This window comes from Salmonella sp. SAL04162, from assembly GCF_046551535.1.
Taxonomy (GTDB): domain Bacteria; phylum Pseudomonadota; class Gammaproteobacteria; order Enterobacterales; family Enterobacteriaceae; genus Salmonella; species Salmonella enterica.
The window spans coordinates 98,204-118,434 of the sequence record NZ_JBGDVX010000006.1; the positions used below are offsets into that span (position 1 = coordinate 98,204).

A 20,231-nucleotide genomic window follows, 5' to 3' on the forward strand; every position below is an offset into this window, starting at 1 on the left:
ACAGGCGCGTTGGCCGCACTCGCGCGCCCCAGCCACATAGTGAACTATGCTGCTGAGGATGTGCTCGCTTGCCGCCTTCCTGTAACACGAAATCCTTTGGGGGAGGTTTTTTTATATTTCCCTCTCCCGGTTTGAGAGAGGGCAGGGGTAGGGTCGTAGGCCGGATAAAACGCATTCGCGTTGCCATCCGGCATTTATGGTTATGACGGCATCGCGATGGCCTGCTTCTCTTCGAGTAGTTTCTCCACCACGCCAGGATCGGCGAGAGTCGAGGTATCGCCCAGATTGCTGGTATCGCCCGCCGCGATTTTGCGCAAAATGCGGCGCATAATTTTGCCGGAACGGGTTTTTGGCAGTGAGTCGGTCCAGTGCAGCACGTCCGGCGTCGCCAGCGGGCCAATCTCTTTACGTACCCAGTTGCGCACCTCCGCGTACAGTTCTGGCGACGGCTCCTCGCCGTGGTTGAGCGTCACATAAGCGTAAATCGCCTGGCCTTTGATAGCGTGTGGAATACCCACCACCGCCGCTTCGGCGATCTTCGGATGCGCCACCAGCGCTGACTCGATTTCCGCCGTACCCAGACGGTGGCCGGAGACGTTTAACACGTCATCCACGCGACCGGTGATCCAGTAATAGCCGTCTTCATCGCGACGCGCGCCGTCGCCGCTGAAATACATATTCTTAAAGGTAGAGAAATAGGTCTGCTCAAAACGTTCATGATCGCCGAACAGAGTGCGCGCCTGGCCCGGCCAGGAATCGGTGATGACCAGATTGCCTTCCGTCGCGCCTTCTTGCGGATGGCCTTCGTTATCCACCAGCGCAGGCTGTACGCCAAAGAAAGGACGGGTGGCGGAACCGGCTTTCAGTTCGATAGCGCCCGGTAGCGGCGTGATCATAAAACCGCCTGTTTCAGTCTGCCACCAGGTGTCGACGACCGGACATTTTTCCTTGCCGATCTTCTTCCAGTACCATTCCCACGCTTCGGGATTGATCGGCTCGCCGACGGAACCCAGAATGCGTAGTGAAGAGCGGTCGGTGCCTTCAATGGCTTTATCGCCTTCCGCCATCAGCGCGCGGATGGCCGTTGGGGCGGTATAGAGAATGTTGACCTGGTGTTTGTCGACCACCTGGCACATGCGAGCGGGCGTTGGCCAATTCGGCACGCCTTCAAACATTAAGGTGGTCGCGCCGCAGGCCAGCGGGCCATACAACAGATAGCTGTGCCCCGTCACCCAACCCACATCGGCGGTACACCAGTAAATATCGCCAGGGTGATAATCAAAGACATACTTAAAGGTGGTCGCGGCGTAGACCAGATAGCCGCCGGTGGTGTGCAGCACGCCTTTCGGCTTGCCGGTGGAGCCGGAGGTATAAAGGATAAACAGCGGATCTTCGGCATTCATCGCTTCAGGCTGGTGCTCAGGGCTGGCTTTTTCAATCAAATCGCGCCACCACAGGTCGCGGTCTTCTTGCCAGTCAATGTCGCTGCCGGTGCGCTTCAGGACGATCACATGCTCAACGCTAGTGACATTCGGGTTTTTCAGCGCGTCATCGACATTCTTTTTCAGCGGGATACTGCGTCCGGCACGTACACCTTCGTCAGCGGTGATCACCAGCCGCGAGCTGGAGTCGATAATGCGTCCGGCGACGGCTTCCGGCGAGAACCCCCCGAAGATCACCGAATGCACCGCACCGATGCGGGCGCAGGCCAACATTGCCACCGCCGCTTCCGGCACCATCGGCATATAAATCGCTACCACATCGCCTTTTTTAATGCCCAGATCCAGCAGTGTATTCGCGAAACGGCAGACATCGCGATGCAGTTCGCGATAAGAGATATGTTTACTCTGCGACGCGTCATCGCCTTCCCAGATAATGGCGGTGCGATCGCCATTTTCCTGCAAATGGCGGTCAAGACAGTTCGCCGCCAGATTTAGCGTGCCATCCTCGTACCATTTAATCGACACATTGCCTGGCGCAAAGGAGGTGTTTTTCACTTTTTGGTACGGCGTGATCCAATCGAGAATTTTTCCCTGTTCGCCCCAAAACGTATCGGGGTCGTTAATAGACTGTTTATATTTAGTCTCATACTGCTCTGGATTTATCAGGCAACGATCCGCAATGTTGGCGGGAATGGCGTGTTTATGTGTTTGGCTCATGCTGTTGTTCTCCTTGTAGGATGTTAATAATATGTCGCATAAACGTTAAATGTAGGGTCTTAATAAGTTTTGTTTAGTATTTGGGCGACAGATCACGCAAAAAGGGAACTGTGCAAATAAGCAGCAATCTATTTTTTGATTGTGTCCCGCAAAATTAGATAAATTTTCGGGATAACATGACGTTATATGAAATTTTTTAAAAAAGTGATCCGTGTCCGGAAATCAGAAAAGAGAGGGAGTTTTGTCCAGGTTGCTAACTCTAAAGTGGTATTTTACATACACTTACAATTGATTAAAGACAACATTTTAAGTATGGTTATTTGTTACACATAGAGGAGATCAATGTAATAACAGTATTTGTGCGGTTGCTGTTATGGAAAACGATAAAAAATCGCCATTAAAGATAATGGCGCAATCTGGATGAGACCTCTATGGCAAGGAAAACACTACGCGCACGCCGTTTCTTCAGCCTTATATTTCCTTTTTTCTTCATTACCTCTGTTTACGCTGAGCAAACGCCTGTATCCGCAAAAACCGTTACTGTTGAAGCGAAAAATGAAACGTTCGCGCCTCAACACCCCGACCAATATCAGTCATGGAAAGCGACGTCAGAACAGTCTGCCCGTGAAGATGCGCTGGCGGAAGACCCTCGTCTGGTGATCCTGTGGGCGGGCTATCCCTTCTCCCGTGATTACAACAAACCACGCGGCCACGCGTATGCGGTAACTGACGTGCGCGAAACGCTGCGTACCGGCGCGCCAAAAACGGCGGAAGACGGCCCGCTGCCGATGGCCTGCTGGAGCTGTAAAAGCCCCGATGTCGCGCGCCTTATCCAACAAGAAGGCGAAGACGGCTACTTCCATGGCAAATGGGCGCGCGGCGGCCCGGAAATTGTCAACGATTTGGGCTGTGCCGACTGCCATAACACCGCGTCGGACGATTTCGCCCAGGGGAAGCCCGCGTTAACGTTGTCGCGCCCCTATGCTGAACGGGCGATGGAGGCTATCGGCAAACCGTTTGATAAAGCGGGACGATTTGATCAGCAATCGATGGTCTGCGGCCAGTGCCACGTGGAGTACTACTTTGACGGTAAAAACAAAGCCGTTAAGTTCCCGTGGGATGAGGGCATGAAGGTCGAAAATATGGAGCAATACTACGACACTATCGCCTTCTCTGACTGGACTAACTCGCTGTCGAAAACCCCAATGCTCAAAGCGCAGCACCCGGAATATGAAACCTGGAGCGCGGGCATTCACGGTAAGAACAACGTGACCTGTATCGACTGTCACATGCCGAAAGTACAGAACGCCGAAGGCAAGCTCTACACCGACCATAAAATCGGCAACCCGTTCGACAATTTCGCGCAAACCTGCGCCAACTGCCACACCCAGGATAAAGCGTCCCTGCAAAAAGTGGTCGCCGAGCGTAAACAGGCGATTCATGACCTGAAAATCAAGGTTGAAGATCAGCTGGTACATGCGCACTTCGAAGCGAAAGCCGCATGGGATGCGGGGGCGACAGACGCGGAAATGAAACCGATTCTGAACGATATTCGCCACGCGCAGTGGCGTTGGGATCTGGCGATTGCGTCACACGGTATTCATATGCATGCCCCGGAAGAAGGTCTACGGATGTTAGGCAGTGCGATGGATAAAGCCGCGGATGCCCGTACTAAACTGGCGCGACTGCTGGCGACCAAAGGCATTACCCATGAAATTCCGCTGCCGGATATTTCGACGAAAGAGAAGGCGCAGAAAGCGATTGGTTTGAATATGCAACAAATCAACGCGGAGAAGCAGGACTTCCTGAAAACGGTCGTACCGCAGTGGGAAGATCAGGCGCGTAAAAACGGTCTGTTAAGCCAATAACCTCACATGTGACAAATTTGCCGGATGACAGCGCAAGCGCTTTATCCGGCCTACAGAAGTCTTGTAGGCCTTAAAGCTGCGCGCCATCAGGCATTATGTAATGGAGTGAATATGAGCGTATTACGTTCGTTATTAACTGCTGGGGTGCTGGCGTCAGGCCTGTTCTGGAGCCTGAGTGGAATTACTGCCACGCCAACGCCGCAGGAGTCGGATCAACGCTGGACGGTCACCCAGCAGCGTAATCCGGATGCTGCCTGTCTGGACTGTCACAAGCCGGACACCGAAGGTATGCACGGTAAACATACGGGCGCTATCAACCCGAACAATAAATTGCCGATAACCTGTACCAACTGCCACGGTCAACCGTCGCTTCACCACCGTGAAGGGGTGAAAGATGTGATGCGTTTTAACGACCCGATGTATACGGTAGAGCAGCAGAACAGCGTCTGTATGTCCTGCCACTTGCCTGAACAACTGCAAAAAGCGTTCTGGCCGCACGATGTTCATGTTACTAAAGTGACCTGCGCCAGTTGCCATTCCCTGCATCCGCAGCAAGACACGATGCAGACGCTAAACGAGAAAGGGCGGATCAAAATATGCGTGGATTGCCACAGCGATCAGCGTACTAACCCGCACTTTAACCCGGCGTCCGTTCCGTTGCTTAAGGAGCAGCCATGAGTTGCACCCGACGTCAATTTATTACCCGCGTCGGTGCGCTGGCGGCGGTCAGTGGGATGGCAGGACGCGTTGTAGCGAACACGTTGAATATTAATGGCGTGCGTTATGGCATGGTACACGATGAGTCATTATGCATCGGCTGCACGGCCTGCATGGATGCCTGTCGGGAAGTCAACAACGTGCCGGAAGGCGTATCGCGCCTGACGATTATTCGCAGCGAGCCGCAGGGGACGTTTCCGGAGGTGAAATATCGCTTTTTCCGCCACTCGTGCCAGCACTGCGACCATGCCCCCTGCGTTGACGTCTGCCCGACGGGGGCATCATTCCGCGATGCCGCCAGCGGTATTGTCGATGTGAATCCGGACCTTTGCGTCGGCTGCCAGTACTGCATTGCCGCGTGTCCCTACCGCGTGCGCTTTATCCATCCGGTCAGTAAGACGGCGGATAAATGCGATTTCTGCCGGAAAACCAACCTGAAAGCGGGCAAACAGCCCGCCTGCGTTGAGTCATGCCCGACGAAGGCGCTGACGTTTGGTAATCTGGACGATCCCAACAGCGATATCTCCCGTTTGTTGCGGCAAAAAACCACCTATCGTTACAAGCTGGCGTTGGGCACAAAACCGAAGGTCTACCGCGTTCCCTTTAACTATGGGGAGGTGAGCCAATGACACCCGCTTCTGCATTTCATTTTGCATCACTGGTGTGGGACTGGCCCATCGCCATCTATCTGTTTCTGATTGGCATCTCCGCCGGACTGGTCACGTTGGCGATTCTGCTGCGTCGCTTCCATCCGGAGGCGGGTGGTTCGGACAGCACGCTGCTGCGCACTACGCTGGTGTTAGGGCCGGGGGCGATTATTCTTGGTCTGCTGATTCTGGTCTTTCACCTGACGCGCCCGTGGACCTTCTGGAAGCTGATGTTCCACTACAGCTTTACCTCGGTGATGTCGATGGGGGTGATGCTGTTCCAGTTGTACATGGTAGTGCTGGTGCTGTGGCTGGCGAAAATCTTTGAAAAAGAGGTGATTGCCCTGCAGCAGCGTTGGCTGCCGCGGTTAGAGATCGTGCAGAAAGTGTTGGCGCTAATAACGCCGTTTCATCGCGCGCTGGAGACGTTAATGCTGGTGCTGGCGGTCCTGCTCGGGGCGTACACCGGCTTTCTACTGTCGGCGCTGAAATCCTATCCGTTCCTGAATAACCCGATCCTGCCGGTGCTGTTCCTGTTCTCCGGCATCTCCTCCGGCGCGGCGGTGGCGCTGATCGCTATGGCGTTACGCCATCGTAGCAACCCGCACAGCACCGAGGCGCGCTTTGTGCATCGCATGGAGGTTCCGGTGGTATGGCTGGAAATTTTCCTGCTGGCGGCGTTCTTCGTCGGTCTGGCGCTGGGCGATGACGGCAAAATGCGCGCGCTGGCGGCGGCGCTGGGCGGCGGATTCTGGAGCTGGTGGTTCTGGCTTGGCGTCGTAGGGCTGGGATTGATTATCCCGCTGCTGCTGAAACCCTGGGCAAATCGTAGCGTCACGTTTCACGGCGTGCTGGCCGTTTGCGGCGCCAGTTTGACCGGCGTGCTGCTGCTGCGCTTTTTCATTCTTTATGCGGGACAGCTAACGGTTGCATAATCTGGACATCTTCCTTCCTGAAGCCGGATTTCTGGCGCTGTTGTTGAGTCTCGGGGTCAACGTGTTGACCCCGCTGGCGACGTGGTGCGGGATGGGGCAGCACTGGCGTGGCGTCATGCGCCTGACGACCTGCGGCGCGTGGACGGCGTTCACGCTGCTGCTACTGGCGTTTGCGATTCTGGTTAGCTGTTTTCTGACCAGCGATTTTTCGGTCGTTTATGTTGCGCAGCATAGCCATAGTCAGTTGTCATGGGGACTGAAACTGGCGGCGGTATGGGGCGGTCATGAAGGCTCGCTCCTGCTGTGGGCGCTGCTTCTTTCGGGGTGGACGGCGCTATTCGCCTGGCGCTCCCGGCATGAATCTGACGCGCTTTTTCCGCTGACCCTGAGCATCTTGTCCCTCATTATGGCCTCGCTGCTGCTATTTATTGTGCTGTGGTCCGATCCGTTCCTGCGTATTTTCCCTCCCGCCATGGAAGGGCGCGACCTTAATCCCATGCTGCAACATCTGGGGCTGATCTTACATCCGCCTCTGCTCTATCTGGGTTATGGCGGCCTGATGACCGCGGCGAGCGTAGCGCTGGCTTCGCTACTGTGCGGCGGCTTTAACGCGGCAACCGCCTGGGTGTGCTGGCGCTGGGCGTTACCCGGCTGGTGCGCTCTGACGCTGGGGATCATTCTCGGATCGTGGTGGGCGTATTGCGAACTGGGCTGGGGCGGCTGGTGGTTCTGGGACCCGGTGGAAAATGCCTCGTTGTTGCCGTGGCTTGCCGCCAGCGCCTTGCTGCACAGTCTGTATGTCAGCCGCCAGCGCGGGAGCTTCCGTCACTGGTCGTTGCTGCTGGCGATACTGACGCTGATCCTCTCGTTGCTGGGAACGCTGATTGTGCGTTCCGGCATTCTTGTTTCGGTACATGCTTTTGCGTTAGATAACGTGCGCGCGGTGCCGCTGTTTACCCTTTTTGCCGCGTTAAGTCTGGCATCGCTTGCTCTGTACGGCTGGCGGGCGCGGGAGCCGTATCCGGCGACGCGTTTGGACGGCGGAAAGTGCGAAACGCTCATTCTGGCGACGTTGCTGCTCTTTAGCGCCGTCTTGTTGATCGTGCTGGTCGGGACGCTCTACCCCATGATTTATGGTTTGATGGGCTGGGGAAGGCTTTCGGTGGGCGCGCCCTATTTTAATCGCGTCACGCTGCCGTTTGGTCTGCTGATGCTGGTGGTTATCGTACTGGCGACAATCAGAAGCCGCAAAGTCTCTGTGCATCGTCAGCTTCCGGCATTGCTGGCGCATACGGGCGTATTTATCTTCGCCGCCGGGATCATGGTTTCCAGCGGTAGTCGGCATGAAATCAGCCTTAACCTCAGCCCCAGTCAGCAGGTAGTACTGGCGGGCTATACCTTTCGTTTCGAGCGTCTGGATCTGGAGGCCAAAGGCAACTACACCAGTGAAAAAGCGCGGATCACGTTGTGGCGGAATGAAAAACGCATTGGCAGCCTGCAGCCTGAAAGGCGCTTCTATGCCGCGCGTCGTCAACAGATGATGGAGCCGGGGATTCACTGGAACCTGCTACATGACTGGTACGCGGTGATGGGCGAAAAAACCGGAGCGGATCGTTACGCCATGCGCTTATACGTGCAGACCGGCGTGCGCTGGATCTGGGGTGGGGGATTGTTGATGGTGTGTGGCGCGCTGCTGAGCGGATGGCGGGGGAGGAAGCGTGATGCGTAAATTACTCACAGCGTTGCCGGATGGCGGCGTAAACGCTTTATCCGGCCTACAGGATGCGCAAACCGTAGGCCGGATAAGCGTAGCGCCATCCGGCAGAAAGTTTTTACTCTTAACGATCGTCCTGTTTTTAATCACCTTCGCCACCCACGCCCAGGTGGTGGATACCTGGCGCTTTGACAATCCACAACAGCAGGAAAAAGCGCTGTCTATTGCCAGTCAACTGCGCTGTCCGCAGTGTCAGAACCAGAATTTGCTGGAATCCAATGCGCCCGTGGCGGTCAGTATGCGCCATCAGGTTTACAGCATGGTGGCCGAAGGTAAAAGCGAAGCGGAAATCACCGCCTGGATGACCGACCGTTATGGTGATTTCGTGCGCTACAACCCGCCGTTGAATGAGCAAACGCTGCTGTTGTGGACGCTGCCGTACCTGCTGTTATTGCTGGTGGGTGTGGTGGCCTGGCGGGTGAGAAAGCGTCAGCACGCAGAAAAGGGGGAACAATGAGCCAGTCTGAACACTCCACTGCGCCGTTACGTCCCATGCCCGTAAAGCGTCTGGCGGCTGCGGCGGTGTTGATGGTGGCTGCCTGTGTCGGCGGCTATCTGTTGACGCCGAAATGGCAGGCTGTGCGTAGCGAGCAACAGCGTCTGGCCGATCCGCTACGTGACTTTACGAACCCGCAAACGCCAGAGGCGCAGCTTTCCAGGCTGCAAGAAAAAATCCGCGCCAATCCGCAGGATAGCGAGCAATGGGCGCGGCTGGGCGAGTATTATCTCTATCGCAATGCGTATGACAATGCGCTGCTGGCATATCGTCAGGCGTTGCGTCTGCGAGGCGATAACGCGCAGCTTTTCGCCGCGCTGGCAACGGTGCTGTATTACCAGGCCGGGCAACATATGACGCCTGCGACGCGTGAAATGATTAGTAAAGCGTTAGCGCTGGATGCGACAGAAGTGACCGCGCAGATGCTGCTGGCGGCGGATGCGTTTATGCAGGCGGATTATGCGCAAGCCGTGTCGCTGTGGCAAACCTTACTGGACGCTAACTCGCCGCGAGTGAACCGCGCGCAGCTGGTAGAGGCCATTAATTTGGCTAAATTGTTACAAAATCGGCAGAAATAATTTTTTCTTTTTTGTGACTTTTGTCATGTGTGCTGTTTAAAAAAACGGCGAATGAGACACAAGTAAAAATTAATTACCTCAGTGTATTATTCGTTTTTGACGAAGTAAAAAACTTTCCATAACAAATAGTTATTCATCATTAACGCCATAAACTCGCGTTATTATGCATAAAAACAGCCAAAAGCCCTGTTATGAAAGGGTTGCGCAAGACGCTATGCAAATGATACTGATTATGCGCGTTAAAAAACTCTACAAACCAACGCAACACAAATCATACCCTTTCAGTATGTATTGCTCTCATGCTTTCGGCGGAGAGCAACGCTTCATCGAGGAAGTCTGTTGTTATGAAAAATTTGAAAGTCAGCCTGGCCTGGCAAATTTTGCTGGCTATGGTGCTGGGCATTCTGTTGGGCAGCTATCTGCATTATCACAGTGACAGTCGTGAATGGCTGATTGCCAACCTGCTGTCGCCTGCTGGCGATATCTTTATCCACCTGATTAAAATGATCGTTGTGCCGATCGTGATCTCGACTCTGATTGTCGGCATCGCCGGCGTTGGCGATGCGAAACAGCTAGGCCGTATCGGCGCCAAAACCATTCTCTATTTTGAACTGATCACCACGGTGGCGATTATCCTCGGCATTACGCTGGCGAATGTCTTTCAGCCAGGCTCAGGCATTGATATGTCGCAACTGGCGACCGTCGATATTTCGAAATACCAGAACACCACGGCGGAAGTACAAAGTCATGCGCATGGGCTGATGGGGACAATACTGTCGCTGGTGCCGACCAATATCATCGCATCGATGGCCAAAGGGGATATGCTGCCAATTATCTTTTTCTCGGTCCTGTTTGGGCTGGGGTTGTCGTCCCTGCCGGCAACGCACCGCGAACCGCTGGTGACGGTATTTCGTTCCATCTCTGAAACCATGTTTAAAGTCACCCATATGGTGATGCGCTATGCGCCAGTAGGCGTTTTTGCGCTGATCGCCGTCACGGTAGCGAATTTTGGTTTCGCGTCGCTGTGGCCGCTGGCGAAACTGGTGCTGCTGGTACACTTTGCCATTATCTTCTTTGCGCTGGTGGTGCTGGGCATCGTGGCGCGCCTGTGCGGGTTAAGTATCTGGATTCTGATTCGCATTCTGAAAGATGAATTGATTCTGGCGTACTCGACCGCCAGCTCCGAGAGCGTGCTGCCGCGCATTATCGAGAAGATGGAAGCTTACGGCGCGCCAGCCTCTATCACCAGTTTCGTGGTGCCGACCGGTTACTCATTTAACCTCGACGGCTCCACGTTATACCAGAGCATCGCCGCCATTTTTATCGCGCAGCTATACGGTATCGACCTGTCGCTGTGGCAGGAAATTGTACTGGTGCTGACGCTGATGGTGACGTCGAAAGGGATTGCCGGCGTGCCAGGCGTTTCCTTCGTGGTGTTACTGGCGACGCTGGGCAGCGTGGGCATTCCGCTGGAAGGGCTGGCGTTTATCGCCGGTGTCGACCGTATCCTCGACATGGCGCGTACTGCGCTAAATGTGGTGGGGAATGCGCTGGCGGTGCTGGTGATTGCCAAGTGGGAACACAAGTTTGACCGTAAAAAAGCGCTGGCCTATGAGCGCGACGTACTGGGGAAATTTGATAAGACCGCCCAATAACGGATTGCCGGATGGCGCTTTGCTTATCCGGCCTACAGAGAAAGAAAATGTAGGCCGGATAAGGCGTTCACGCCGTCATCCGACACCCTGCTCCGGGTTGCCTGATGGCGCTACGCTTATCAGGCCTACAACGACTACGTTCATCAGGCAATAAACATCAGCCATTTGTTAGCGTTTCGAACTCTTCGCAACCGGTATCAAACCCTTCCAGACAGCTTAGATTCAACCAGTGCAACGCCTTCTGCTTGTTCTTTTCAATAAAGCCCGGTTCACCGTTTAAAAACATCATTCCCGCCCAGTATTCTGAATAGCCGGTACGGGAAATGGCGGAACTGCGTTTGAAATACCAGGCGGCTTTTTCATCATCGGCGGCAATGCCCACGCCGTTGGCGTAAATCAGGCCAAGCAACATTTGCGCATCCACCGCGGAGTCGTTATCCAGATCTTCAGAGGCCTTTTGCAGCAGCGAGATGGCTTTTGGGTAGTCCGGACGCCCGGCCTGGGTGTTGACCAGGATCCGCGCCAGCGTAATTTCGCCCGCTTTACTGCCCGCGTTAGCCGCCTTTTCAGCCAGCTTTTTCGCGTCGGGATAATCCAGGCTTACCGGATTAGTGATTTTGATTTGCGCCAGTAGCGCGCAGGCGTCGGCGTCGCCATTGTCGGCGGCTTTTTGCGCCCAGTATTCAGCTTTGTTCAAATCGCCATAGCTCAACCAACTGTCGGCCAGAAAATATTGCGCGCGTCTGTCACCTGCCTCTGCTGCCTGCAAATACTGGCTACCCGGCTCAGGATCTGCGGCATGGGCAAAGAATGTCATAAACAACATCAATGCAAGAAGTGGTTTCATTTTGAATTTTATTTAGGGTACGGAAAATACAGTATAAAGAGATCGTATGGATAAAAAAACAGCCTCCGGGCGGAGGCTGTTATAGGGAAAATGCCTGATGGCGATGCTAATGCATCTAATCAGGCCTACAGTAGACGCAGGCCGAATAAAGCATTCTGATGCCGCCATCCGGCAGATCAACCCATTGCGCTTTCGCGCAGGCGGGTTTTCAGTTTGTTGTACTCATCAATCACATACTGCTCGGCGGCTCGCTGATCGGCGATCGGCTCAACGCGTACGGCGCAGTATTTGTACTCCGGCGTTTTGGTAATCGGGCTGAGGTTTTCAGTCACCAGCTCGTTACAGGCGCCAATCCACCACTGGTAGGTCATGTAAATCGCCCCTTTGTTCGGGCGATCGCTGACCTGCGCGCGGGTGATGATTTTGCCTTTGCGCGAATGAACCCACACCAGCGCTTCATCTTCAATGCCCAGACGCGCGGCGTCGGCGGTATTGATTTGCGCATAGCCCGGTTCATCGGCCAGCGCGGCCAGCGCCGCACAGTTACCGGTCATTGAGCGGCAGGAGTAGTGGCCGACTTCGCGCACCGTCGACAGTACCATCGGGTACTCTTCGGTGAGTTTATCGATAGGCGCTACCCAGTCGCAGGTGAAGAACTGCGCCAGACCGTTGGGGGTATCGAACTTCTCTTTAAAGAGGTACGAGGTTCCCTGATCGGCATCCGACGTGTCGCGGCACGGCCACTGGATATAGCCCAGCTCGCCCATTTTCTCGTAAGTGGCGCCGTAGAAATCCGGGCACAGATGACGCAACTCATCCCAGATCTCCTGGGTGTTGTTGTAGTGCATCGGATAGCCCATCCGGGTGGCGATTTCACTGATAATCTGCCAGTCGGTTTTCAGGTCCCACTTCGGCTCAACGGCTTTAAAGAAACGCTGGAAACCACGGTCAGCCGCAGAGAAGACGCCTTCATGCTCGCCCCACGAGGTGGAGGGTAAAATCACATCCGCCGCCGACGCGGTTTTGGTCATGAAGATATCCTGCACGATGACCAGTTCCAGATCCTCAAACGCTTTACGTACTGCAGAGAGTTCCGCATCGGTTTGCAGCGGATCTTCACCCATAATGTACGCCGCGCGCACTTCGCCATGCGCCGCACGGTGCGGCAGCTCGCTGATGCGATAGCCGGTATGCGCAGGCAGACTTTCTACGCCCCAGGCTTTAGCGAACTTCTCGCGGTTTTCCGGGAACTTAACGTACTGGTAGCCCGGATAAGTATCCGGCAGCGCGCCCATATCGCACGCACCCTGAACGTTGTTCTGGCCGCGAACCGGGTTAACGCCCGCGCTTGGCTTGCCGAGGTTGCCGGTCAGCATCGCGAGGCTGGTCAGTGAACGCACGGTTTCCACACCCTGATAGAACTGGGTGACGCCCATACCCCACAAGATCGCTGCGCTTTTCGCGCTGGCATACATCCGCGCCGCCTGATGAATCTCCTGTGCGCTCACGCCAGTGATCTCTTCGACGGACTCCGGCGTATAGCCTTCGACAATCTTACTGTACTCTTCAAAACCTTCGGTACGGCTGGCGACAAACGCTTTGTCGTACAGGTTTTCTTCAATAATGACATGACCCATTGCATTGAGCAGCGCGATATTCGAGCCGTTTTTCAACGCGATATGCATGTCGGCAATGCGCGCGGTTTCAATTTTGCGCGGATCGCAGACGATAATTTTCGCCCCGTTGCGTTTAGCGTTAATCACATGATTCGCCACGATAGGGTGGGAATCCGCCGGGTTATACCCGAAGACGAACACTAAATCAGTGTTATCAATTTCGTTAATCGCATTACTCATTGCGCCGTTACCGACCGATTGGTGCAGACCTGCAACCGATGGGCCGTGTCAGACGCGAGCGCAGCAGTCAACGTTATTGGTACCAATAACGGCGCGTGCGAATTTTTGCATTACATAGTTGGTTTCATTTCCGGTACCGCGAGAGGAGCCGGTTGTCTGGATTGCATCCGGACCGTACTTCGCTTTGATGGCGCTCAAACGTTCAGCGACGTAATTGAGCGCTTCATCCCAGGAAACAGATTCCAGTTTGCCGCCACGCTGGCGACGGATCATTGGGGTTTTCAGGCGCGGGGTCAGGATCTGGGTATCATTAATAAAATCCCAGCCGTAGTAGCCCTTCAGACACAGGGTACCCTGGTTGGTTTTCCCCTGCGCCGCCTCAGCCCGGACGATTTTGCCGTTATCGACCACCAGATTGATTTTGCAACCTGATGCGCAATACGGGCAAACCGTGACGACTTTTTTCATCGGTTTCGCTCCAGTTAATCAAATCGCGCATACGCGCTGTCGCCCTCAGTATGCATGTTTTATGCCACTTTTTTAGTATGGGCTTTCCCTGATATTACGGGCGAATTTTGTTCAAAACCCTGACGAAAAACAGGCTATCGTCAGTTTTGACGTGTCGAAAGAAAATGCCGCATGACATTTATTATGGGGAGAAACGCTGAGCGCAGGCCAGATAGGGCGGAGCCGCCATCCGGCAATCTGCTCTGCCTGAAGTGGGGGTTTTTAATAAATTGTCCGGATGGATAGACTCAAGGCCAGGGAACGCGTTGAGACTAACGCCAGGATAGAACGGGCCGCGGCAGGCAGTTCCATACCGCGGCCCGGCTTCAGAGGAGGCTGAAAAGGATTATCGCGGCAAAAATAGCGGCAATAACGAGATATTTCAGCGCGTAATAGAGAGTGCGGTTTTTCTTTTTCAGCCGTTGCCCGGCATCGCGTGCTGCGTGAACGTATTTAAAGATGCGATTAATCGCACCGGTGCGATCGTTCTCGTCGTTTGGCGAACTGGCGGCGGACATCAACGATGCGCCGACCCAGTGGTTTACGCTCTGCGCCCAGCGCCATTTCATTGGGCGCTCAATATCGCAAAAGAGGATAATACGTGTCTGCTCAGTTTTATTTTCCGCCCAATGAACGTAGGTTTCGTCGAAGATGACGGCTTCGCCGTCGCGCCAGCTATGGCGCTGTCGATCAACTTCAATAAAACAGCGGTCGTCATTCGGTGTGCTTAATCCAAGGTGGTAACGTACTGAACCGGCATAGGGGTCGCGATGTTTTCCCAGATAGGCCCCGGGAGGCAACTCGGCGAACATCGCCGCTTTGATAGAGGGGATGCTGTTGACCAGCTTTGTCGTTATCGGGCATAACGTTTCCGCCGACGGGTGGGCATCGGAATACCATTTAAGGTAAAACCGTTTCCAGCCGCGCTTGAAAAAGGTGTTGAATCCGGCGTCGTTATTGGCCTGCGCGGCTTTTATGTGATGCTGAAGCCGTAGCGCCTCTTCACGAATCACCTGCCAGTTTTCCGTCAGCTTCTGCAGCTCTGGAAATGCCGTGGTATCAAAGTACGGCTGCTTTGCCGGTAACGTTGAGAAGCGAGTCATGAACATATTGATCGGCGCCATAAACGTCGAGTGGTCAAAGAGCTGACGGGAAAGCTTTTGTTTTTCCACCCCGCGTGAATGCGCATAAATGACGCTGATAATAAAAATACCGATAATGATTGCTGCGAACATAACGTCACTGTCCTTCTAAGAAAACCTCATCCCGGGATTTTCAGGCAACCCTCCCGGTGATGCCAAAGAGAATAGTGTAGTTCGTTGACAATAAGTTTACATTTCTACAACTTAAAAGGGCCATTTTTGTTAAAGAAGCGAGTCAGCTCGTTTAACCTTTATCCAGGCTTGCCGACAGTAGAATTAAGATGGCTCCGCTACTTCACCCGGTGACGGTTGATTACGTTATGTCTTATCTCCCGATGACGGCTGCCAGATCACAATGCTTTCGTAAACCGAAAATGACTTTGCTTGTAACCTTCGCGAAGATAAAAACGGTGTGCATCGCGGCGTTTAATATTTGTGGAAAGCTCCGTTAGCTCGGCGCCCGCCTGACGTGCTTCTTCTTCTGCCCAGGCCAGAAGCTGACTGCCAACTTTTTGTCCCCGCATCTGCGGTAATACCACCAGCTCCTGAATTTCGCCAATCCAGTTGGCATGATGGAGATGAAACTGCATATGCAGGCTGATCATGCCGACTACCTCTCCGTTGCGCAGCGCTAAACGATAATGAACGTTGGGGTCCAGTAAATTAGCGGCGAACCCATCCCTGAAAGCCTGATAATCAAGCTCATCTTTAAGTAACTCACAGATAAGCGCGTAAACAGAATCGGTATCCTCTGTTGTCGCGTGGCGTAATTCACAGACTGACATAATGTCCTCCCGATGCTTCATCAGGATCAACCATCTTTCGCCAGACTGTAACAAACTACCGTCATTATTTATTCTATGGCAGTTAAACGGCGGATAACGTGCAGCCAAAGATCACTCTGATGGCAAGGGGGAGGGCGAGCCTCCCGGGGAGTTAGGTGGCAGGCTGATGTTTAACCACGTTAATCATCCACGGCACACCGAAACGATCGCTGACCTTGCCGAACCCCTGCGCCCAGAAGGTCTCCTGCCAGTCCATTTCGATTTGCCCTTGTGCGGCAAGGTTATCAAACCAGCGCTTCCCTTCTGCTACATCCTGGGTATCAAGCACCAGCGTAAAGCCGGAATAATGCGCCGTTCCCGACGCGCTGGCATCACTCATCATGATATCGCTGCCGGCAATGCGCATGTTGGCGTGGGCGATAGCAGTATCGGGAAAGCGCATTCCTGACGGGCAGCCCTCTTCGTTATCCGCCGCCGAGGGGGGCATTTCACCGAAGCTGAGTTTATAAAGCAGTTCTGCGCCTAACGTTTGTTGATAATACGCGATGGCGTCGGCACAGTTGCCGGCAAAAGAGAGATAGGGACTTAACGGCATGATGGTTACCTCAGGTAAGAGATGCTCGTTAAGTGTAGTTCGAAATTGGCACAATATTGTCGGTGGCAGGGCCGCTCAGGCCCGGTAAGCGAGGCGCTACCGGGCAATGACACGGTAAATCAGTTCTTTTTCACGAACTCGGATTTCAGTTTCATCGGGCCAAAACCATCGATTTTGCAGTCGATGTTATGGTCGCCTTCAACCAGACGAATATTCTTCACTTTGGTGCCGATTTTCAGCATGGAAGAGCTGCCTTTTACTTTCAGATCTTTCACGATGGTGACGCTATCGCCGTCCGCCAGCAGGTTGCCGTTGGCGTCTTTGACAATCAGCTCATCGCTCTCCTGAGCGGGTTCCGCATCGTTCCATTCGTGAGCGCATTCCGGGCAGATGAACATGCCGTTATCTTCGTAGGTATATTCGGAGTTACATTGCGGGCAGTGGGGTAATGACATGTTGGTATCCTCAAAAAGTCAGCGGGGGCAAACGCGCCCAAAAATGGCAGATCGCCGAAAAAGGCCGCAATTATACACAAAATCCTTAGCGTTGTCGGGACTATTGCCGCTTTTATAAATGGGTCTGCGCCACGCCAGTCAGCAATGGTTTACACTCGAATAACCGCTTTTTTACTGTCACCACAGCGCATTAGGGCGTCCTTATTTACACCTTTTGACCGAATTGACATATATGTGTGAAGTTGATCACATATTTAAACCCTGTTAGGGTAAAAAGGTCATTAACTGCCCATTCAGGCGTCAACAGGTTCGGTTGTACAGTCCGTAACCGGACAGTGTAAGTAAACCTGCTACGCTTGTATGAGGGATAGCGTTCGCGCCCCTCCTTCCGCTCGACGGCGACGCTGGCGCGGTATGCCAGTGCCCGCCGTATATAGCGCTACAGGGCTTAGCCTATGAGGACAGCTATGCTGAAAAGGAAAAAAATAAAACCGATTACACTGGGCGATGTGACCATCATTGATGACGGTAAACTTCGCAAAGCGATTACCGCCGCCTCGCTGGGCAACGCGATGGAGTGGTTTGATTTTGGTGTTTATGGATTTGTTGCCTACGCGTTGGGTAAAGTCTTTTTCCCCGGCGCCGATCCCAGCGTCCAGATGATTGCCGCGCTGGCCACGTTTTCCGTTCCCTTCCTGATTCGTCCGCTCGGCGGGTTATTCTTTGGTATGCTCGGCGATAAATACGGGCGCCAGAAGATCCTGGCGATCACGATTGTGATTATGTCGATCAGTACCTTCTGTATCGGGTTAATCCCCTCTTACGCGACGATCGGTATCTGGGCGCCAATACTGTTGTTAATATGTAAAATGGCGCAGGGCTTCTCGGTTGGCGGGGAATATACCGGCGCGTCGATCTTTGTCGCGGAATATTCGCCGGATCGTAAACGCGGATTTATGGGAAGCTGGCTGGATTTTGGTTCCATCGCCGGATTCGTGCTGGGCGCGGGCGTGGTGGTCTTAATCTCAACGATTGTCGGCGAGGAGAATTTCCTGGAGTGGGGCTGGCGTATTCCGTTCTTTATCGCCCTGCCATTGGGAATTATTGGTCTCTACTTACGCCATGCGCTGGAGGAGACGCCAGCGTTTCAGCAGCACGTGGATAAACTGGAGCAGGGCGACCGCGAAGGGTTGCAGGATGGGCCGAAAGTCTCCTTTAAAGAGATTGCCACCAAACACTGGCGGAGCCTGTTGTCATGTATCGGTCTGGTGATTGCCACCAACGTGACCTACTACATGCTGCTCACCTACATGCCGAGCTACCTGTCGCATAACCTGCACTATTCTGAAGATCACGGCGTGTTGATTATCATCGCCATTATGATCGGGATGCTGTTTGTGCAGCCGGTGATGGGGCTGCTGAGCGACCGTTTCGGTCGTCGTCCGTTTGTGATTATGGGCAGCATTGCGCTGTTCGCGCTGGCGATCCCGGCCTTTATCCTGATTAACAGTAACGTTATTGGCCTGATTTTTGCCGGTTTGTTGATGCTGGCGGTGATTCTGAACTGCTTTACCGGGGTGATGGCCTCGACATTGCCGGCGATGTTTCCGACGCATATTCGTTACAGCGCGCTGGCGGCGGCTTTTAATATCTCTGTATTGATTGCCGGTCTGACGCCAACGCTGGCGGCCTGGCTGGTGGAAAGCTCGCAGGATCTGATGATGCCGGCGTATTATTTGATGGTCATCGCGGTGATAGGCTTGGTTACCGGTATTTCCATGAAAGAGACGGCCAATCGTCCGCTAAAAGGCGCAACGCCAGCGGCGTCGGACATCCAGGAAGCGAAGGAAATTCTGGGCGAGCATTACGATAATATTGAGCAGAAAATCGACGACATCGATCAGGAAATCGCGGAGCTGCAGGTCAAGCGTTCGCGTCTGGTACAGCAACATCCGCGCATCGATGAATAAATTTCGCGCTTAAGGTTCGCTTAATCTCTCGCGGGCATACTCTCCTCCATATCTTTGGAGGAGAGCGTCATGAAAAGCTATATTTATAAAAGTTTGACGACCCTGTGTAGTGTGCTGATTGTCAGCAGTTTTATCTATGTGTGGGTCACGACGTATTAAACGCCTGTTATGCCTTTTTCAACAGCACCCAGGCACGGGTGCCTGTTCTTTCTGTACGGTTTTGCAGGAAAAACTGTCCCTGATGTAGCTGGGTGATGCGGCTGACGATACTCAGCCCCAGGCCAATTCCGCCATAACGGCTGTCCATCCGCACGAACGCTTCGCTTAGCTTCCCGCATTTGCTTTCATCAATACCCGGCCCCTCGTCTTCGACCGCCATAATAGCGTCGGGGTCGGCGCTAATGTGGATAGTGATATGGGTTCCTTCAGGGCTATAGCGATGCGCGTTTTCCACCAGATTTCGCAGCAGCATACGCAGTAACGTCGCGTCACCGCGCACCACCACGTCCGCCGCGCTTTCCGGCAGCAACAGAGTTTGCTGACGCGTTTCCAGCATGGTGTTCAGCTCATCGTAGGAGGGGAGGATCACATCTTCCAGCAGTTTTACTTCCTGATAATTCCCGGAAGAGAATGACTGGCCCACGCGCGCCAGTTGCAGAAGCTGGGAGACGCTATCCATCATCTGGTCAAGACGGGCGATAAGCGGCGCGACATCAACATTGTGGGTTTTTGACAATAATTCCAGATGCAAACGCACCCCCGACAGCGGCGTGCGTAGCTCATGCGCCACATCGGCGGTAAAAAGGCGTTCATTGTCGAGCGTGGTGGTCAAACGCGTAACCAGTTGATTGATCGCCGAGACGACGGACTCAATCTCAAGCGTGGAGCTGTGAATGGCGATCGGCGCCAGATTATCCGCCGTCCGTGCTTCCAGCTCTTTTTGCAGTTCGGCGAGCGGACGGGTAATACGCCGTACCGCCTGGTAACAAATTAGCAGCGTCAGGCTAACCATAAATACGCCGGGGACGATCAGGCTGGCGACCGCCTCGCGAATTTCGTGCATGATATGGCGATCGTTGTTGCGATTATCCCGCAGCGCCTGCTCGAACAATTGAATTTGCTCAGTGCTTTCATGCCATAACCAGAAGGTACTGATTAACTGGAACACCAGCAGAATAAGACCAATTGTCAGCATTAAACGCTGGCGAAGGGTCATCGCTCTTCGCTGAAAACGCATCAGGCTCA

Annotated in this window: 17 protein-coding genes and 1 pseudogene; 10 read left to right on the forward strand and 8 right to left on the reverse strand. The window is 53.9% G+C overall.

The genetic code is table 11. From position 1 onward, the window contains the following. Window positions 1–200: 200 nt before the first annotated feature. The gene (gene acs, locus ACLJRH_RS13675) at window positions 201–2,159 is read right to left on the reverse strand and encodes an acetate--CoA ligase (protein ID WP_000083874.1); all 1,959 of its coding nucleotides are present in this window, start codon (window positions 2,157–2,159) and stop codon (window positions 201–203) included. A gap of 431 nt (window positions 2,160–2,590) precedes the next feature. Here acs and nrfA point away from each other — a divergent pair, with 431 nt between their 5' ends. The 8 genes and pseudogenes from nrfA (at window position 2,591) to gltP (ending at window position 10,829) form a co-directional block, all read left to right on the forward strand. After that, on the forward strand, window positions 2,591–4,027 hold the full coding sequence (nrfA, locus tag ACLJRH_RS13680) for an ammonia-forming nitrite reductase cytochrome c552 subunit (RefSeq protein WP_000101786.1): 1,437 nt from the start codon (window positions 2,591–2,593) through the stop codon (window positions 4,025–4,027). 111 nt (window positions 4,028–4,138) lie between these two features. Further along, window positions 4,139–4,705 (forward strand): cytochrome c nitrite reductase pentaheme subunit, encoded by a 567-nt coding sequence (gene nrfB, locus ACLJRH_RS13685; protein ID WP_000115063.1) that lies wholly within the window; start codon window positions 4,139–4,141, stop codon window positions 4,703–4,705. Then, on the forward strand, window positions 4,702–5,373 hold the full coding sequence (gene nrfC, locus ACLJRH_RS13690) for a cytochrome c nitrite reductase Fe-S protein (RefSeq protein WP_001278026.1): 672 nt from the start codon (window positions 4,702–4,704) through the stop codon (window positions 5,371–5,373). The genes nrfB and nrfC overlap by 4 nt, the downstream gene beginning before the upstream one ends. Next, complete coding sequence (gene nrfD / locus ACLJRH_RS13695) at window positions 5,370–6,326, forward strand: cytochrome c nitrite reductase subunit NrfD (RefSeq protein ID WP_000186604.1); 957 nt, start codon at window positions 5,370–5,372, stop codon at window positions 6,324–6,326. Before nrfC ends, nrfD begins: the two co-directional genes overlap by 4 nt. After that, window positions 6,319–8,055: a heme lyase CcmF/NrfE family subunit gene (locus ACLJRH_RS13700; RefSeq protein ID WP_000551711.1), complete on the forward strand. Its 1,737-nt coding sequence runs from the start codon at window positions 6,319–6,321 to the stop codon at window positions 8,053–8,055. The genes nrfD and ACLJRH_RS13700 overlap by 8 nt, the downstream gene beginning before the upstream one ends. Before the next feature lie 63 nt (window positions 8,056–8,118). Next, window positions 8,119–8,557, forward strand: a pseudogene (gene nrfF, locus ACLJRH_RS13705) (heme lyase NrfEFG subunit NrfF); the annotation flags it as partial. Next, the gene (nrfG, locus tag ACLJRH_RS13710) at window positions 8,554–9,174 is read left to right on the forward strand and encodes a heme lyase NrfEFG subunit NrfG (RefSeq protein WP_001609647.1); all 621 of its coding nucleotides are present in this window, start codon (window positions 8,554–8,556) and stop codon (window positions 9,172–9,174) included. The pseudogene nrfF and the gene nrfG, both read left to right, overlap by 4 nt. A gap of 344 nt (window positions 9,175–9,518) precedes the next feature. Next, entirely contained in the window at window positions 9,519–10,829 is a 1,311-nt protein-coding gene (gene gltP, locus ACLJRH_RS13715) for a glutamate/aspartate:proton symporter GltP (RefSeq protein ID WP_000793278.1), read from the forward strand. Window positions 10,830–10,986: 157 nt separating this feature from the next. Here gltP and yjcO read toward each other — a convergent pair whose 3' ends face one another. From yjcO to ACLJRH_RS13745, 6 genes are all read right to left on the reverse strand, one after another. Further along, window positions 10,987–11,676, reverse strand: coding sequence for a Sel1 family TPR-like repeat protein YjcO (gene yjcO, locus ACLJRH_RS13720; protein WP_000803307.1), 690 nt, complete (start codon window positions 11,674–11,676; stop codon window positions 10,987–10,989). 176 nt (window positions 11,677–11,852) lie between these two features. Next, the gene (fdhF, locus tag ACLJRH_RS13725; protein WP_077911185.1) at window positions 11,853–14,000 is read right to left on the reverse strand and encodes a formate dehydrogenase subunit alpha; all 2,148 of its coding nucleotides are present in this window, start codon (window positions 13,998–14,000) and stop codon (window positions 11,853–11,855) included. A 365-nt stretch (window positions 14,001–14,365) separates the two neighbouring features. Further along, on the reverse strand, window positions 14,366–15,274 hold the full coding sequence (gene lpxO, locus ACLJRH_RS13730) for a lipid A hydroxylase LpxO (protein ID WP_000457029.1): 909 nt from the start codon (window positions 15,272–15,274) through the stop codon (window positions 14,366–14,368). Between the two features lie 257 nt (window positions 15,275–15,531). Then, window positions 15,532–15,966 (reverse strand): aminoalkylphosphonate N-acetyltransferase, encoded by a 435-nt coding sequence (phnO, locus tag ACLJRH_RS13735; protein ID WP_001542849.1) that lies wholly within the window; start codon window positions 15,964–15,966, stop codon window positions 15,532–15,534. A 151-nt stretch (window positions 15,967–16,117) separates the two neighbouring features. Next, complete coding sequence (yjdN, locus tag ACLJRH_RS13740; RefSeq protein WP_001131301.1) at window positions 16,118–16,561, reverse strand: VOC family metalloprotein YjdN; 444 nt, start codon at window positions 16,559–16,561, stop codon at window positions 16,118–16,120. 119 nt (window positions 16,562–16,680) lie between these two features. Beyond that, window positions 16,681–17,016: a zinc ribbon domain-containing protein YjdM gene (locus ACLJRH_RS13745; protein WP_000056482.1), complete on the reverse strand. Its 336-nt coding sequence runs from the start codon at window positions 17,014–17,016 to the stop codon at window positions 16,681–16,683. 467 nt (window positions 17,017–17,483) lie between these two features. Between ACLJRH_RS13745 and proP the strand changes: the two genes are divergently transcribed. After that, window positions 17,484–18,986, forward strand: a complete 1,503-nt coding sequence (gene proP / locus ACLJRH_RS13750; RefSeq protein WP_001609660.1) for a glycine betaine/L-proline transporter ProP — start codon at window positions 17,484–17,486, stop codon at window positions 18,984–18,986. 69 nt (window positions 18,987–19,055) lie between these two features. Then, window positions 19,056–19,145 carry an LpxT activity modulator PmrR gene (pmrR, locus tag ACLJRH_RS13755; protein ID WP_000844399.1) on the forward strand — a complete coding sequence of 30 codons (90 nt, stop codon included), beginning with the start codon at window positions 19,056–19,058 and terminating at the stop codon, window positions 19,143–19,145. Window positions 19,146–19,152: 7 nt separating this feature from the next. Here the strand turns inward: pmrR and pmrB are convergent, their stop codons facing one another. Next, window positions 19,153–20,223, reverse strand: a complete 1,071-nt coding sequence (pmrB, locus tag ACLJRH_RS13760) for a two-component system sensor histidine kinase PmrB (protein WP_001212189.1) — start codon at window positions 20,221–20,223, stop codon at window positions 19,153–19,155. Window positions 20,224–20,231 lie beyond the last annotated feature (8 nt).

What these genes read in the sequence shown, in the direction of transcription:
- acs (WP_000083874.1), bottom strand. Translation starts at nt 2,159, where the DNA reads ATGAGCCAAACACATAAACACGCCATTCCCGCCAACATTGCGGATCGT.
- nrfA (WP_000101786.1), top strand. Translation starts at nt 2,591, where the DNA reads ATGGCAAGGAAAACACTACGCGCACGCCGTTTCTTCAGCCTTATATTT.
- nrfB (WP_000115063.1), top strand. Translation starts at nt 4,139, where the DNA reads ATGAGCGTATTACGTTCGTTATTAACTGCTGGGGTGCTGGCGTCAGGC.
- nrfC (WP_001278026.1), top strand. Translation starts at nt 4,702, where the DNA reads ATGAGTTGCACCCGACGTCAATTTATTACCCGCGTCGGTGCGCTGGCG.
- nrfD (WP_000186604.1), top strand. Translation starts at nt 5,370, where the DNA reads ATGACACCCGCTTCTGCATTTCATTTTGCATCACTGGTGTGGGACTGG.
- nrfG (WP_001609647.1), top strand. Translation starts at nt 8,554, where the DNA reads ATGAGCCAGTCTGAACACTCCACTGCGCCGTTACGTCCCATGCCCGTA.
- gltP (WP_000793278.1), top strand. Translation starts at nt 9,519, where the DNA reads ATGAAAAATTTGAAAGTCAGCCTGGCCTGGCAAATTTTGCTGGCTATG.
- yjcO (WP_000803307.1), bottom strand. Translation starts at nt 11,676, where the DNA reads ATGAAACCACTTCTTGCATTGATGTTGTTTATGACATTCTTTGCCCAT.
- lpxO (WP_000457029.1), bottom strand. Translation starts at nt 15,274, where the DNA reads ATGTTCGCAGCAATCATTATCGGTATTTTTATTATCAGCGTCATTTAT.
- phnO (WP_001542849.1), bottom strand. Translation starts at nt 15,966, where the DNA reads ATGTCAGTCTGTGAATTACGCCACGCGACAACAGAGGATACCGATTCT.
- yjdN (WP_001131301.1), bottom strand. Translation starts at nt 16,561, where the DNA reads ATGCCGTTAAGTCCCTATCTCTCTTTTGCCGGCAACTGTGCCGACGCC.
- ACLJRH_RS13745 (WP_000056482.1), bottom strand. Translation starts at nt 17,016, where the DNA reads ATGTCATTACCCCACTGCCCGCAATGTAACTCCGAATATACCTACGAA.
- proP (WP_001609660.1), top strand. Translation starts at nt 17,484, where the DNA reads ATGCTGAAAAGGAAAAAAATAAAACCGATTACACTGGGCGATGTGACC.
- pmrR (WP_000844399.1), top strand. Translation starts at nt 19,056, where the DNA reads ATGAAAAGCTATATTTATAAAAGTTTGACGACCCTGTGTAGTGTGCTG.
- pmrB (WP_001212189.1), bottom strand. Translation starts at nt 20,223, where the DNA reads ATGCGTTTTCAGCGAAGAGCGATGACCCTTCGCCAGCGTTTAATGCTG.